Raw genomic sequence first — 15,634 nt, 5'->3', positions numbered from 1 at the left:
TCAGGCCGCGCGTGCGACCTTGTGCATCTGTCCGGCGACGGCGCGGACCTTGCGGGGCGAGGCCTGCCAGATCGCAAATGCCGACAGCAGGCTGACGGCGATCCCGAGCAGGAAGGCGCTGGTATAGCTGCCCGAGAGATCATAGAGTTGGCCGGTGATCCAGGGGCCCGCAGCGCCGCCGGCGAGCGCAGCCAGCATCACGGTGCCGAAGATGCTGCCGTAATGCTTGCCCTGGAAGATCTCCAGCACGACCGGTCCCATCACGGATGTCAGGCCATAGCCCAGCGCGCCCTGGGTGAAGACCATGAGATAGATCAGCGCCATGTTGGGCCAGTATTTCAAGGCGGCGAGCGCGGCGAAGCAGATCACGAAGCCGAAGCAGGAGATCGCCCACACCCATTCCCGGCCGATGCGATCGGAGAGATGCCCGAGCCAGATCTGGCCGGGAATGCCGAGCAGGCTGACGACGCCAAGCGCCCAGACGCTGACGCTGGAGCTGAAGCCGATGTCGAGCAGGAATTTGGTCTGGTGCACCTGCACCGCGTACCAGATGTACAGGCCGCAGAAATAACCGGTCGCGATCCACCAGAACCGCGCGGTGCGCAGCGCACGCGACAGCGTCCAGTCGGTGCCGGCCCACACCGGGTCGACGATGTTCGATGCCGGCCTGGCTGACGTCGCCGTCGGCGCGGCATCGCCGTCCGGCTGCAGGCCGATGTCCTCCGGCCGCTTGTGCAGCAAGAGATTGATCGGCGCGAGCACGACCAGCACCACGATCCCCATTGCGGTGCAGGCGGTGCGCCAGCCGGTGTGCTCGATCATGTGCTGCACCCACGGCAGCAGCGTCACCGAACCGATGCCGACGCCGGCGAAGGCGAGCCCGATCGCAAGTCCGCGGCGGCGGAGGAACCAGTTCGGCACGAACAGCGATTGTCCGGAATAGCCGAGGCAGACGCTGCCAGCGCCGACCAGCACGCCGATCGTGAGGTAGAGGTGCCAGGGCTGCGTCGTCAGCGGCGCCAGCAGCAGGCCCGAGCCCATCAAGAGCACGCCAAGCTCCATCACCGCGCGCGGACCGCCGCGGTCCATCAACCGCCCGATCAGCGGACTTGCGATCGCCGAGGCGACAAAGCCGAACGAGAAGGCGCCCGCCGTGATGCCGCGCTCCCAGCCGAATTCAGAGATGATCGGCGGATAGAACAGCGAGAACGCCGTACGCGCGTTGACGCCGATCGCCATGGTGACGAAGGTCACCGCGACGATGATCCAGCCGTAGAAAAAGGGAAGTCGCATGTGGGTCTTCGTTGCCAGGGTCAGAGGACGAATACCTGTTTCAGCCCGCGCCCGCTGACGGTCAAGTCCCATGGACCGACAAAGTGGCACCAGCCCGCGTCAACTCGCTCAATGAACGGTGCAAATTGTGTGAAGCAATTCATAGACAGTCAGGCCTGACGCGGCAGACTTGCGCGCGATGTCAACCACCTCGGCCACGCCAGTGACTTTCTGCTATCTGCGGGAATTCCGACCAGGCTCGGTCGGACGACTGGCAGCACCGGATACAACGATGGCGATCACTCCGACAGTACCGCCGCGCTCCCGGCCAAACTCGCCCATGATCGGCGGCAAGCGGGAAAACACCATTTCCTGCATTGACGCAGATCAATGGTGACGCGTTTTCGCCGCGAGATGATCCAGCCATGAAGTCGAGGGACGCATTTGCATCGCATGCTCAAGGCGCGAATGCCGCTTGGTCCGCACCCGGCCCACCCGTTGGAGGCATCGCGCTTGCGCGTCCGCGACCGCCTCCTCAAAAGTTGCAAACATCATACTGTACCAGTCCACTCGGTTGGCACATCCCTGCCGGATGAAGTCTTCCTTTATGACCTTGATGAAGATATTCTTTTCGCGTTGAGGTCTTTTCCTTTGTGCCGGATTTTAATCGCGTATCAGTAAAATTTGCAGAAGTATCAATAATATGATGACCCCATCGACGCCGGAAGTTCGACGACGTCTTGCGGCAATCCTTGCGGCAGATGTGGTCGGGTATACGCGCTTGATGGAGGCGCACGAGGAAAACACCCATACCCGGCTGATGCAATTGCGCTCGGAAATCCTCGACCCGGGCGTCACGGCGCAAAACGGAAGGATCGTCAAGAATACCGGCGACGGCTTCCTTGCAACATTCGATACCGCGCGCGACGCAACGCGGTGCGCTCTCTCACTGCAAGAGGCTGTTGCCGTGAATACAGCCGGGATGCCCGCTGACGAGCGCATCAGCTTTCGCATAGGGCTGAATGCCGCGGATATCATCGTTGAGGAAAATGACGTCTATGGCGAGGGCGTCAACATCGCGGCACGTCTTCAGAACTATGCGCAAGCGGGCGGCGTCGTGATTTCGGGAGCCGTTGCGGAGCAGATCGGCCGGGACCTGGACGTCAGCGTGATTGATCTTGGCGATCTGCATCTTCGCAACATGGGCCGGCCTGTCCGCGTATATGCGCTCCACCGATCCATGCAGCCCGCGAAGCTTGTTGGCGAAGCCCCGGCAGGCTCGGAACCTCGCCCCTCGATTGCCGTTCTGCCGTTCCGAATGAACCTGACCACCCCGGAAGAGGGGTATTTCGCTGATGGTGTCGTTGACGACATCATTCGCGGCCTTGCCGGGCTCAAGGAGCTTTTCGTCGTATCACGCGGATCCAGCCTCGGCTTCAGCGGCCGCAACGTCGACGTGCGCGAAATCGGGCGCCGGCTCGGGGTTCGTTATGTCCTCTACGGGGGGATTCAGAGGACGATGACCTCGGTCCGTATCGTGACCGAACTCAGCGACGCCGAGTCGGGCGAAGTCATTCGCTCGGACTTGCATGAAGGCGACCTTCGCGAACTGTTTGCGCTTCAGGATCGGATTGCCATCAACGTTGTAAGACAGATCGCGCCGCAGGTTCGCGAGCGTGAGCTTATGCGATCGATGCGGAAACATCCGCAGAACCTCACCGCCTACGATCTCGTATTGCAGGCGCTCGATCTGTTGTACCGGATGGACTACGATTCCTTTTCCAAGGCGCGCGGCCTGCTCGAGCAAGCCATTTCACACGATCCAAATTTTTCGTTGGCCTATTCCTACGTCGCGCTGTGGTATGTGTTCCGGATAGGGGAAATCGGATCGCCGGATCCCGAGGGTGATGTCATCGCCGGCGCCAGATACGCCAAGGAAGCGATCGATCGAGGCGGCGACGATGCATTCGCGCTGGCGGTGTATGGTCACGTCCAGTCGTTCTTGCTGCATGACTTTCAAAGCGCAAGGAAAGCCCTCGACCGCGCGATTGCCGCCGGCCCAAGTTCGGCCATGGCCTGGACCATGGCGAGTGCTACATCCGGCTTTCTTGGCGATGGCCCAGCCGCCGTCCGCCAGGGTGAGCAGGGCGTCCGGCTCTCGCCGCTCGACGCGCGCTCGTTCTGGCACGAAGGGCTGTTCGGCCAGGCTCACTACGTGGATGGCGACTATGAGCAGGCGCTGGAGTGGGTGCGTGGCGCACTGAACCGCAACGGACTTATTCGCTTCAATCATCGTCTGCTCATCGTCACGCTTGGTGCCTTGGGCCGCCGTGAAGAAGCAGCGGAGGCGGCCCGTCGCTACCTGGAAATTCAACCCGGATTTCGCATTTCGTCCTACGCGCCACACTGCCCGTTTCGTGGCGGTGCGTTGGAAACCTGGCTCGGCCACCTGCGATCGGCGGGGCTTCCTGATTGACTGGTATTGCTGACGGCAACTGCCGAGAGAGGGAGAGACGTCGATGACAGGCAACACAGGTAACACGGGCAATACCGGAAACACCGGCAATACCGGCAACACCGGAAACACCGGCAACATTGGAGGGGGTGGCTGGTTTATTTCAGACCGCGTTGATTTGCCATTCGTCACGAGGCTCGACCCCTCGGGCACAGCCGAGCTTGGCAGCCTGCGACGGACGCCGCCGACGCATTTCGGCAGCCGACAATGGTCTGCAAACTGGTATGCGTGGCGTGTCCTGCATCAGTTCATCGCCAATGTCCCCACCTGGGCGGCCACCATCGATGCTGACGCCACCTTCACGCAAATTCGGGCCGACCTGATCGCCAATTATGCCGCCCAAATCGACAACCTCGTGCTTGCCGCGCGGGATGAACGGCCGGATGCCATGGGCGCGATCCTCTCGCAGGACGTTGAATTTTTCTCGGATTTTCTCGCCGTGCTGACCGCCAGGCCTGGTTCGCATCCGCAAACCTGGCGCCTATTGAATATCGCGAGTTTGATTGGGTCCTTTGCTGCATTGTATTTCAAGGACAAGTACGATTTGCCCCGGCCGTCGCAGATTTGTCCCGCTTTGCTGCCGCCGATCCAGGTCCCCGGTCACTCGTCCTGGCCCAGCGGGCATTCGACCCAGGCGCATTTTATGAAGAACTGCATGCTTCGGGTGTTCGCCGCAACGACAATGTCTGGGGCCGACCAGGGCGTATGGAAGTCCGACCTGTCGATTCTGGCGGATTCGATTGCCCGAAACCGCGAGATCGCCGGTGTGCACTATCCGAAGGATTCAGAAGCCGGCGCCAGAATCGCCGATCTGCTGGACACCGTCATTCTGACGCCAACCACCGTGCTGATGTTTGACGCCGCAATCACGGCTGCCGCAGGCGAATGGCAATGAGCAACCAGGATGGGCAGAGCCCCACATACGACGTCGAAGGCGCGACGAAGGTCATCAAGGATTCGACGACCAGCGTTCTTCCCCCCACCGGCTTTCGCACGTTGGTGGCGTCGCAGGACGAGTTGAAGGCGCTCGGTTTTCCAAGACGACCGGACCCGGCGCTTCAGCCGGCCGAGTATGCATTCTGGCAAAAGATGTTTAGTCCGACGGTGGCCTTCGAGGCCTTCGATTTCCAGGTGCTTTCCCCGGTCACTGCGGGCCTCCGCGGATCTTTCGCCCAATCGCCGCGGCGGGAAAGCAGCCTCAACTGGTCCGGTGCCTACATCACGCCGAGGGATGGCACCATCTTCTCGTCGATCTGGGGCAAGTTTCAGGTTCCAACACCAACCCGGCCGGCCGGCGGCCTGGCCAGCGAGACGTATCACAGCTCGACCTGGATTGGCTTCGATGGACAACGTCGGTATTACAGATCGACCTTGCCGCAAATTGGCACCGCGCAGAACATCGACCCAGCCACGGGCGCGGGCAGCCCGACGACGTCGTTCTTCGCGTGGTGGCAATGGTGGGTAAGGGGCGACCCGGCTCAAGCGTTTCCCGTAACGCTTGTGTCGCCGAAGGTTCATGCCGGCGATCTGATCATGTGCCTCATGCAGGTAGCGCCGGATCGCACGGGTGTGTCGTTCGTGATCACGAACCTTACGACCAGTCGCTCCGTACAGTTCTTTCAAACCGCACCCCTCACCCATCTTGGGCAGCCCTTCAAGATTCCCGGCGCGACGGCGGAATGGGTGATGGAGAGGTCGGCCGGCCCGGGAAATCCAACCCCCTTGCAGCTTCCAGACTACGGTACGGTGGTTTTCCACGACTGCGGCGCGTCGGCGATCAACACGGATACCGGAGCGATGGTGGAGCGCAATCTCTCCGGCGCGAGGCTCATCGACATGCATGTCGTGAAGGAGAAGGAGAAGCCGGAAAGAACCGAGAAGCCCTCCATCGCGAAGCCGATCGGTTCGACGGAGTTTCTGACGCACTTCCGCTAGCTTACCCCAACGCGTGGCTCTCATGACCGAAATAGGCGCGCTCGAGCCGGTGCGCGAGGTCGCTCTCCCCGGTCGGCGCCTCCAGCGCGATCGCGCCCTGCACCAGCGCGTAGACGCGATCGGCACAGGCGAGCGCCTTTTCCAGCAGCTGCTCAACCAGCAGCACAGAGGTGCCCTGCTCGCGCAGCCGGCCGATGACGTTGAGGACCCGATCGACCAGCACCGGCGACAGCCCCGCGGATGGCTCGTCGAGCATCAGGAGCCGCGGTCGGCGGACCAGGCCCTGCGCCACCGTCAGCATCTGCTGCTGCCCTCCCGACAGCGCGCCGCCGCGTTCATGCCGCTTCTCGGCGATCTCGGGAAAGAACGCCAACGCCTCCTCGATCCGCACGGCGCGCTCGGCGCGCGGCAGGTCATAACCGGCGAGCAGCAAATTGTCGGTCACCGATATCTGCGTGAACACGCGATGTCCCTCGATCACATGCACCAGCCCGGCCCGCGCGGCATCGCGCGGCGTCGCGTTGGTCATGTCGCGGTCGCCGAACCGGACCCGCCCGGCAGTGACCGGCAACAGTCCGGACATCGCGCGCAGCAGCGTGGTCTTGCCGGCACCGTTAGGCCCGAGCAGCGCCACGACCTCGCCGGCGGCAATCGTGACGTCGATGCCGTGCAGCACACGGATCTTGCCGTAGCCGGACTCCAGCCCATTGACCGCGAGCAACGGTTCAGCCGCCGAGATAGGCACTGACGACCTCCTTGTGGACACGAATCTCCGCCGGAGTTCCCGCCGCCAGCGTCCGGCCCAGATTGAGCACGGTGACCTGGTGGCAGATGTCGAAGATCAGATCGGCATGGTGCTCGACCAGCAGCACGCCGGTGCCGCGGCCGCAGACCGCCTTGATCAGGCTGGCGAGCCGCTCGATCTCGTCGTTGGAGAGACCCGCGGCGGGCTCGTCGAGCAGCAGGAAGTCCGGATCGAGCATCAGCGCCCGCGCGATCTCGATGAAGCGCAGCTCGCTGTGCTGCAGGCGATCAGCGCGTATGTCGGCGAGCGCCTCGAGGCCGACGACGCCAAGCAGCGCGTGCGCCTTGGCGGCGAGCAGACGCTCATCGGCGCCGTTGCGCGGCAGTGCGAGCATCGCCTCGACGAAATTGGCCCGGCCCTCGATCGAGCCGCCGATCATGACGTTCTCCAGCACCGAAGCTTCGCCGATCACGCGCGGCGTCTGGAAGGTGCGCGCGATGCCGCAGGCGGCGCGCTTGACCGGCTGGCCCGCGGCTAAAACTTCGCCGCCTAGCGTCATGGTGCCGGCTTTGGCGGCATAATAGCCCGAAATCACGTTGAGCGTCGTGGTCTTGCCGCTGCCGTTCGGTCCGATCAGCCCGTGGATCGCGCCGGGCGCGATATCGAGATCGAGACCGTCGATCGCCTTCACATTGCCGAAGCTCAGCGCGATGCCGCGCAGTTGCAGCGTCTTGCCGCCGTCCCTGCGGCGCACGATGTCGGAGAGTGCAGCGGGGCGCGGGATGATGGCGCGGTTGCTGGCGAGCGGACGGCGGTTGCGGAAATCGAGCAACGCCGCGATGCCGCCCGGCATCACCAGCACGATCACGAGCAGCAGCACCGCGTAGAGGAACGTCGACCATGCCGCGAGCGGCGCCGCGATCTCGGGCAGGATGGTCAGGATGATGGTGCCGAGCATCGGGCCAAGGATCGAGCCGCGGCCGCCGATCAGGATCGCGATGAAGAACAGCACCGAAAGATCGAAGGTGAAGGCATCGGGCGTGATGTAGGTCTGCAGGGTCGCGAACAATCCGCCGGCGATCGCCGCCAGCGCGCCGGCGAACAGGAAGATCGCGATCAGCATTTTCGGCTTGGAGATGCCGCTGGCCTCGGCGGCGACCTCGGCGTCGCGGACCGCGATCAACGCGCGACCGAACCGGCTGCGCGCGACATTGGCGCTCATCCAGGTGGTCAATGCGGCGAAGGCGATGCAGAGGGCGTAGAAGCCCCACGGCGTGTTGAACGGCGCCGGGAATTCCGGACCGGCAATGCCGATGCCGCCGCCGGTCACGCTCTGCCAGGCCAGCGCGATCTGGGTCACGATGGTCGCAAAGCCGAGCGTCGACATCGCGAAGTAGAAGGTGCGCAGGCGCAGGGCCGGCAGGCCGACGACCACGCCGAAAATCGCGCCGATCAAGCCGGCGATCGGCAAGGCGACGAACACCGGAATCGCCGGCATCACATTGCCGGCAACCAGCACGCTCGTCGTGTAGGCGCCGAGCGTCAGCAGCGCGACATAGCCGATCGCAAGGTGACCGGCAAAGCCGACCACCAGATTGAGGCCCGACACCAGCACCCAATAGATCGCCATGCGGGTGCCGATCAGCACCCAGTAATCGTTGCTGACGAACGGCAGCAGCACCGCCGCCGCCAGAATGCCGAGGAACGGCAGGACGTGCGGCAGCGCCGTGCGCCATGCGCCGCTGTCGGTTCGGGACGGAGTGGCCACGACCGACGTCATCACACCCTCCGCGCGGTCGAAGCGCCGAACAGCCCTTGCGGCGCGGCGAGCAGCACCACGATGAACAGCGTGAACACCGCGACCGAGGAGAAGATGCCGCCGACCAGGAAGTTCGCGGCCTGCTGGAACAGGCCGAGCGCCAGCCCGCCGATGATCGCGCCTCTGTTGTTGCCGAGCCCGCCCAGCGCCACCGGCACGAAGCCGTAGAAGTTGAGCAGCGCGCCGTTGGCGAAGAAGGCGAGCAGCAACTGCCCGCCGGAAAACCCGGCGATGCCGCCGACCACGCCGGCAAGTGCGTAGCTCGCGACGCGCAGATTGCGCTCGGGCAAGCCGAGCGCCCGTGCCGCAAAATTATCCTCCGCGATGGCGAGGAACGCGCGGCCGACCAGGGTGCGGCGGTAGAGATATTCAAGGCCGATGATGGTGACGGCGCAGGCGAGGACCGGCAGCCAGAATTTCTCGTCCCAAACGCCCTCACCGAATCCTGCGATGCGCGGGAACGGTTGCGGCTCGGTGCCCCATTTGATCGCGGTGATTTGCTGGATCATCAGCGCGACCGCGAGGGTCGAGAGCACATAGAGATGCTGGTCGAGGCTCTTGAGCACCGGCCGCACCGCGACGAATTCGGTGATGATTCCGATCACCGCGCAGCAGAGCAGCGTCAGCGCGAAGCCGACGGCAATGGGCAGGCCGAGCTTCAGCGTGAACATCGAGCCGAACACGCCGCCCAGCATCGCGAGCTGGCCGGCGGTGAAGCTCATCACCCGCGAGGTCGAGAACATCGTGTTGTAGGTGACGCCGACGAGCGCGTAGATCGCGCCCGCTGCGAGACCGGATGCAAGGATCGAGGCCAGCATCGGCTGCGCCCTCGCCCTTCTATGTGTACCCCGGCGCCAGCGCGAAGGTGCCGTCCTTGGCGGTAGAGGCTTCCGACATCACGATCTCTTCGGTCAAATAGCCGTTGTGCTCGGTCGGCGAGAAGCGGTAATTGCCGAAATAGCCGGGATAGGTCGACAGCGTGTTCCAGTACTTGATGATGCCGGCGCTGTCGGTCGAGCCACTTTCGGCGACCGCCTTTGCGATCAGTTCGATGCAATCGATGCCGCCGGCGACCCACCACAACAATGTGTCGTTCAGCGCGATGTTGGCCGTGGTCAGGCGCGCGACCAGGTCCGCGCTCTTCGGCGGCAGCTTGCCGGCGCCGTCATAGCTGCAGCTCTTGTAGCCGATTGCGTAGACCTTCTTCCAGTTCTCCGGCTTGGCGACCAGGCTCGCAAGCTCGCCCGACGCCATCGAGGGATGACCGACGAAGGGCACGTCCCAGTTCATCGCGGCGCGGGTGTTGAACATGCGCGCCTCCATGCCGGTCGAGACGCTCCATACCACGATCGCTTCCGCGCCGGCATTCTTGGCGCGCAGCATATCCGGCGTCATGTCGGGCTGCGTGGCGTCGATATTGGCCTGATAGGCTACCTCGGCGCCGTCCTTCTTGAACGCCGCGACGGAGGCGCCGACCGCGGTGACGCCATAGCCGGTGGTGTCGCCGATCACCGCGACCTTCTTCACCTTGAGGATCTTGAGACAGTAATTGCGCACGGCATCGTCCCATTGGTTGTTCGACGGCGCGATGCGGAACGCGTTGGGGAACTTGACCGGGTCGATCAGGGTCTCGACGACGCAGGGATGCAGGTCCGGCATCTTGGCGCGCGCCATGATCGGCGTTGTCGCCAGCGCCTCGCCCGAGTTCAGCGGGCCCCAGATCGCATGGACCTTGGCCTGGCTGATCAGCTCCTGCGTGGCGTTCACCGCCTTGGTCGGATCGCCCTGGGTGTCGCGCATCACGAGTTCGATCTTGCGGCCCTTCACCCCGCCGGCGCCGTTGATGGCGTCGACCGCGAAGTTGACGCCGCGATTGAAGCCGACGGTCGGCGCCGAGCTCGGGCCGGTGATCGCCGCGAGACAGCCGATCTTGATCGGTTCCGACTGTGCGATGGCAGGCGCTGGGAAGGAAAATGATGCGGCGCCCAATGCGCCGGCGCTGCCCAACAAAACGTCACGGCGTGACATAGCCATGTGATGCCTCCCTGTTTCCCTCTCGGCGCCCGTCGTTTGTTGCGGGACGTCCGTTCATTGATTGTCCGCGCGCTCAGGGGCCGCGGTTATGCGGGCCAAGTCTGGGCCGGATGCGAAGCTCTTGTCCAGCCCCGCGGACGGCATTGGGCTTCGCCAAACTTTCATGGCCGAGGCCGCCGCGTCCAGTGCTCGGCATTGACCGCGCCGACGGGTATCTCGCCGGCAATGATCTTCGCGACCTGGCGTACCGTCTCCGATGACTGATGCTCGATCGCCTGCGGCGTCAGGCCGCCGACATGCGGCGTTGCGATCACATTGTGCATCTTCGCAAGCTCGGGCGTCGGCATCTGGTCCGGCGCGCGGCCGACATCCATCGCGGCACCCGCGATGCGGCCATCGCGCAGCGCGGCCGACAGCGCCGCCTCGTCGACGAGGTTTCCGCGCGAAAGGTTGATGAAGAATGCGTGCTTCGGCATCCGCGCCAGTGCGGCCTGCCCGATCAGGTTCTCGGTCTGCGCGTTGGCGATCGCGAGACAGACAACGTAGTCGGCGCGTGCCAGCAGATCGTCGAGCGGCAGATGCCGGATCGCCGCATCATCGATCGTTACGTAGGGATCGGCGACCAGCACATTCATGCCGAGCACCTTTGCGATCCCGGCAAGATAGCGCCCGATGCTGCCATAGCCGATGATGCCGATCGTGCTTCCCGTAAGCTGGTAGCCCATCACGACCTCGGGCACCCTACCCGCATGATAGTCTGCGGTTGCCCGTGAGACGCCGCGCGACAAATCGATCATGAAGCCGAGCGCGAGCTCGGCGACCGACTGGACGAAGCCGGCACTCGCCTGTGTCACCAGCACGCCGGCGGAGGAGGCCGCGGCCACGTCGATATTGCGGATATCGACCGCGCACCGCACAAAAGCGCGCAGCTTCGGCAGCTGCCGAAAGATTGCTCCCGGCCCCTGGGTCATGCGGTCGGCGACGATGATGTCGACATCAGCCGCGGCCCTGACCAGCGCGGCCGCGTCGAGCGCCTCCTCCCCCTCGTGCAACTTGACGTCGGCGACCGCGCGCAGGCCGTTCAGGCTGCGCTCGCCGTAATAATCGCGGCGCATCTGCGGGGTATGGGCGAGCAGCACCTTCACGATCGCATCCCCCTAATAGCCGAGCGCATGCGGCAAGGCCGTGCTGATCGCCGGTACGAAGGCGATCACCAGCAGGCACAGCAACAGCAGGCCGAGATAGCCCGCGATCGGCTTGATGGTCTGCTCGATCGGCACGTTGCCGATCAGGCAGGCGCCGTAGAGCCCAAGGCCAAGTGGTGGGGCAAAGAGCCCAAGCCCCATCGCGATCACAAGCACGACGCCGAAATGCAGCGGATCGATGCCGAGCTTGACGGCAACCGGCAGCAGCAGCGGGCCGAAAATGATCAGCGCCGCGGCGCCTTCGAGCACCGAGCCCATCACCACCAGCACCAGGATCGACAGCAGCATGAACAGCCAGACCCCGTGGCTGCCCGAGATCGCCAGCATGAGGTCGCCGACGGCATGCGGCACCTGCTGCAGCGTCAGGATGAAGGCCAGCGACTGCGCCGCGGCGACGATAAACAGCACCAGCCCCGAACGAACAGCCGACTGCACGAAGCAGTGCGCGAGGCTCTTCGCGCCGAGCTCGCGGAACAGCAGGCTGCCGACGGCGATGGCATAGACCGCGGCGAAGGCGGAGATTTCAGTCGCGGTGGCAAAGCCGCTCTTGAAGCCGAAGAAGATCATGAAGATTAGCCCGAACGAGGCGATCGCACCGGTCCAGAGTCCCGATACCGCGGCGCGCGGCTCGGCTTCCACGTTCGCGGCGGGACGCTTGCCGAAGATGATCGATACCGCAATCAGCGCCAGCGCCATCAGCGCGGCCGGCAGCATGCCGGCGACGAACAGTCCGCCGATCGAGAGGTTGGCGACGAAGCCGAGGATGATGAGATTGATGCAGGGCGGAATGGTCTCCGCCATGACAGCGGAGGCCGCGAGCAGCGCGACGGCTCCGCCCGGATTCTGCCGCGAGCGGCGCGCCGCCGGGATCAGCACCGAGCCGACCGCGGCAACGTCGGCCATCTTGGAGCCCGAGATGCCGGAGAACAGCACCATCGACATCACCATGACGACGTTGAGCCCGCCGCGCATCCGTCCGACCGCGCGCTGCAGCAGCTCGATCAACCGGACCGACATGCCGTTGGCTTCCATCAGGTAGCCGACCAGGATGAAGAACGGGATCGCGAGCAGCACGAAATTGTCGATGCCGCGCGCCATCTGCTGGGCGAGGATCACGCCGGGCAGCGTGCCCTCGACCCAGATGAAGATCAGCGCCGCCAGCGCCAGCGCAAAGCCGATCGGCAGTCCGCCGAACAAGGTGAGGAAGAAGCCGATCAGCATCAACGCCTGCGACGACAGCACGGACGATGGCGCCAGCGCATCCCAGGCGAGATACAGGCCGACGATGACGGCGGTCGCGACGATGGCTGCCGCCATGTCGCGCAGAGGCCGGCCACAGAACGTCTCGAACGCGAAGATCGTCATGAACGCCGCGCCGATCCCCATCGGATAGAACGTCCATTCCAGCGGCAGGCCGGAGCCGGAGGTCTGGCCGGTGGTCAGCCAGCCCATCTTGACGGCATTGAACGCAACATAGCCGGCGATGATGGTGACGAGCAGCGCACCGACCGCGTCGACCATCCGCCGCAGGGCGTGCGGCAGCATGTTGACGAAGAAGGCGACGCCGAGATTCTCGCTGCGCGCGAGCGCGCTTGCGGCGCCGAAGAAGCTCGACCCGACCATCAGGCCGCGGGCGACGTCGTCGGACCATTCGACCGGCGCATTGAACAGGAAGCGGGCCAGCACCGAGACGCAGACCACCACGAGATCGGCGGCAAGCAGGAGCGCGGCGATCGCGTCGCTGACGGCGAGCAGCGGCGCCGTGATCCGATCAGCGCTGCTTCTCGCCTCGACTGCGGCCACTGACATGCGCCGACCTCAGGCCTGCGTGGCGCGGATCAGGTCGACGACGGCCTTGGACTCGGGCCGCGCCTTGATGAAATTATCGGTCTGCGGCAGCACGCGCTTGCGGAACGCCTCCTTGTCGCATTCGACGACGGTGACGCCCTTCTCCACCAGCGCCGCCAGCGCCTCCTTCTCCACCGCAAGACCGTGCGCGCGGGTGTCGGTCGCGGCCTTGTTCGCCGCGTCGAGAAAGCCTTCGCGCAGCTTGGGAGCCATGCGGTTGAAGCTGGTGTCGCTGAAATACACCGCGAGCGGCGAGAAGATGTGCTGGGTCAGCGCATAGTGCTTCGCCGTCTCGTAGAACTTGCTCGCCAGGATGGTCGGCGGATCGTGTTCGAGGCCGTCGAGCACGCCGGCCTGCAGCGCCGTGTAGATCTCGCCGAACGCCAGCGGCGTTGCGGCGGCCCCCATCAGCCGCAGGCACTCGGTGATGATCGGATTGGGCAACGTGCGGATTTTCAGGCCGGCGAGATCCTCCGGCGTCTTCACCGGCTTCTTCGCCAGCACGCTGCGCGCGCCGAAATTATAGGCCCAGCCGATGATGTGAATGCTGGCGCCCTTGAGCAGCGCAGCCTCGATCGGCTTCGCCGCGCCGGCGTCGAACGCCTTGGTCTGCTGCTGGAAGCTGGTGAAGAGGTAACCGAGGTCGAAGGTGCCGACCAGCGGCACGAGATTCGCCGAGATCGACGAGCCCGACACCATCAGGTCGATCACCCCAAGCTTTACCGAGTTGATGACGTCGATCTCCTGGCCGAGTTGGTTGTCGGGGAAGAAGGTGACCTCGATCTGCTCGCCGAGCCCGTTCGCCTTCAGGCTCTTGACCAGATTGTCGTAGTAGACGCGGCCATTGGCATATTTGGGATCGTTCGGAAGCGACGACGAGCATCGCATCTTCATGGTCGCGGCCTCGGCGCGGCCGATGATTGCAGGCGCGGCGGCAAGCCAGGCGGTCGCGGCGACCGACGACTGCAGCACAATGCGGCGGCTCACGCGGTTCGACGTCATGATGGTGCTCCTCCCCGGGAACGGATCTTTATTGTGTTGGCCGCCCGCCTGACGGCGTGAGCTTGGCAGCCGATTTGTCATAATGTATGACAAAATGGATACGGTTGTGCAAGGGCGCGGCTCGGCGGCGGCGCAGGCTGCAACCGAAGCGAGGCCCTCGATGTTCCAGACATCCAACGCGTTGCGTCGGAGCGTGCACAGTCAGGTCACCGACCGCGTCGGCAGCAGCATCGTGCGCGGCGAGATCGGCGTCGGCGAAACGCTGCCGCCGGAAATCCGGATCTGCGAGATGATGGACGTCAGCCGCACCGTGGTGCGCGAGGCGATCCGCACCTTGACCGGCAAGGGCCTGATCGAGTCGCGGCCCAAGAGCGGCACGCGGGTCCGGCCGCCCGAGCAGTGGAATCAGCTCGATCCCGACGTGCTGCGCTGGCACCTCGAGAGCGCGGAGATCGACCGTTACCTGGCCAAGCTGTTCCAGCTGCGCACCGCGGTCGAGCCGGCCGCGGCAGCGCTCGCGGCGACCCATGCCGAGGAGGTCGACGTCGCCCGCATCCGCGCCGGATGCGACGGCATGGACGCGGCAAAGACCAATGAGGAGTTCGTCGCCGCCGACATTGCGTTCCACCAGGCGATCTATTTCGCCACCCGCAACGAGTTCTTCTGGCCGATCGCCCAGATGTTCGAGATCATGCTGCGCCAGAGTTTTACGATCGCAGCACCGGGCTCGCACCGTCCGCGGGCGTTGCGCGAGCACCGCGCAGTGCTGGACGCGATCTCCGCCGGAGATGCAGACGGCGCGCGCCAAGCTACGGTCGTGCTGCTGGCGAATTCCGCCGACGATCTGGTGCGAATCCGTGGCCGGGAGTTCGACACGCCGCGTCCAGCCAAGCGCCGATGATGTTGGTGACTGCGGTCGTGATGAGCTCACTGCTTCCACATGGTCGTCCTGGCGAAAGCCAGGACCCATAACCACCGCAAGTGGTTGTGACCGGGATCGTGGCCCCAGCGTCGCGCAAGACCTGACATTTGGGGTAATGGGTCCTGGCTTTCGCCAGGACGACATCGAATATGGGGCGTGACCTACATCCCAATCGTCGTCCCTGCGAAAGCAGGGACCGATACGCCGCGGCCGATGTTGTCGGCGGGACTCGTCGTTCCAGCATTGCGCAACCATTTGCCGCGGTGGTTATGGGTCCCTGTGTCTTGGAAGTCTGTCAGGATGAGGGTGGGCGGGAAGCCGTTGGGTCCTTGGCGCT

The 15,634-nt window shown here is 64.5% G+C and carries 12 protein-coding genes; 4 read left to right on the top strand and 8 right to left on the bottom strand.

The genetic code is table 11. The features are described 5' to 3' along the window. Window positions 1–1,293 (bottom strand): MFS transporter, encoded by a 1,293-nt coding sequence (locus tag QJT82_RS37830; protein WP_028342329.1) that lies wholly within the window; start codon window positions 1,291–1,293, stop codon window positions 1–3. A gap of 682 nt (window positions 1,294–1,975) precedes the next feature. On the opposite strand from QJT82_RS37830, the gene QJT82_RS37825 reads away from it, so the two are divergent. The 3 genes from QJT82_RS37825 to QJT82_RS37815 are packed head-to-tail and all read left to right on the top strand — an operon-like array spanning window position 1,976 to window position 5,722. After that, window positions 1,976–3,748: an adenylate/guanylate cyclase domain-containing protein gene (locus QJT82_RS37825; RefSeq protein ID WP_028342328.1), complete on the top strand. Its 1,773-nt coding sequence runs from the start codon at window positions 1,976–1,978 to the stop codon at window positions 3,746–3,748. Between the two features lie 43 nt (window positions 3,749–3,791). Further along, window positions 3,792–4,682 (top strand): phosphatase PAP2 family protein, encoded by an 891-nt coding sequence (locus QJT82_RS37820; RefSeq protein WP_028342327.1) that lies wholly within the window; start codon window positions 3,792–3,794, stop codon window positions 4,680–4,682. Continuing rightward, window positions 4,679–5,722, top strand: coding sequence for an A4/G1 family peptidase (locus QJT82_RS37815; protein WP_028342326.1), 1,044 nt, complete (start codon window positions 4,679–4,681; stop codon window positions 5,720–5,722). Before QJT82_RS37820 ends, QJT82_RS37815 begins: the two co-directional genes overlap by 4 nt. A gap of 1 nt (window position 5,723) precedes the next feature. Here the strand turns inward: QJT82_RS37815 and QJT82_RS37810 are convergent, their stop codons facing one another. From QJT82_RS37810 to QJT82_RS37780, 7 genes are all read right to left on the bottom strand, one after another. Then, on the bottom strand, window positions 5,724–6,467 hold the full coding sequence (locus QJT82_RS37810) for an ABC transporter ATP-binding protein (protein ID WP_051447974.1): 744 nt from the start codon (window positions 6,465–6,467) through the stop codon (window positions 5,724–5,726). Continuing rightward, the gene (locus QJT82_RS37805; protein WP_028342324.1) at window positions 6,448–8,247 is read right to left on the bottom strand and encodes an ATP-binding cassette domain-containing protein; all 1,800 of its coding nucleotides are present in this window, start codon (window positions 8,245–8,247) and stop codon (window positions 6,448–6,450) included. The genes QJT82_RS37810 and QJT82_RS37805 overlap by 20 nt, the downstream gene beginning before the upstream one ends. Beyond that, window positions 8,247–9,104, bottom strand: a complete 858-nt coding sequence (locus QJT82_RS37800; RefSeq protein WP_035632132.1) for a branched-chain amino acid ABC transporter permease — start codon at window positions 9,102–9,104, stop codon at window positions 8,247–8,249. Before QJT82_RS37800 ends, QJT82_RS37805 begins: the two co-directional genes overlap by 1 nt. A gap of 19 nt (window positions 9,105–9,123) precedes the next feature. Then, on the bottom strand, window positions 9,124–10,320 hold the full coding sequence (locus QJT82_RS37795; protein WP_245288797.1) for an ABC transporter substrate-binding protein: 1,197 nt from the start codon (window positions 10,318–10,320) through the stop codon (window positions 9,124–9,126). 161 nt (window positions 10,321–10,481) lie between these two features. Then, window positions 10,482–11,465 (bottom strand): NAD(P)-dependent oxidoreductase, encoded by a 984-nt coding sequence (locus QJT82_RS37790; RefSeq protein ID WP_028342321.1) that lies wholly within the window; start codon window positions 11,463–11,465, stop codon window positions 10,482–10,484. 12 nt (window positions 11,466–11,477) lie between these two features. After that, window positions 11,478–13,334 (bottom strand): TRAP transporter large permease subunit, encoded by a 1,857-nt coding sequence (locus QJT82_RS37785; protein ID WP_028342320.1) that lies wholly within the window; start codon window positions 13,332–13,334, stop codon window positions 11,478–11,480. 9 nt (window positions 13,335–13,343) lie between these two features. Further along, window positions 13,344–14,375 carry a TRAP transporter substrate-binding protein gene (locus QJT82_RS37780; protein ID WP_028342319.1) on the bottom strand — a complete coding sequence of 344 codons (1,032 nt, stop codon included), beginning with the start codon at window positions 14,373–14,375 and terminating at the stop codon, window positions 13,344–13,346. Window positions 14,376–14,535: 160 nt separating this feature from the next. Between QJT82_RS37780 and QJT82_RS37775 the strand changes: the two genes are divergently transcribed. Beyond that, complete coding sequence (locus tag QJT82_RS37775) at window positions 14,536–15,276, top strand: FadR/GntR family transcriptional regulator (protein ID WP_028342318.1); 741 nt, start codon at window positions 14,536–14,538, stop codon at window positions 15,274–15,276. Window positions 15,277–15,634 lie beyond the last annotated feature (358 nt).

The sequence above is a fragment of the Bradyrhizobium sp. Mp19 genome (assembly GCF_029952935.1).
Lineage (GTDB): Bacteria > Pseudomonadota > Alphaproteobacteria > Rhizobiales > Xanthobacteraceae > Bradyrhizobium > Bradyrhizobium elkanii.
Note: the sequence above shows the minus strand (reverse complement) of the source record. Positions and strands in the feature narration are given on the sequence as shown.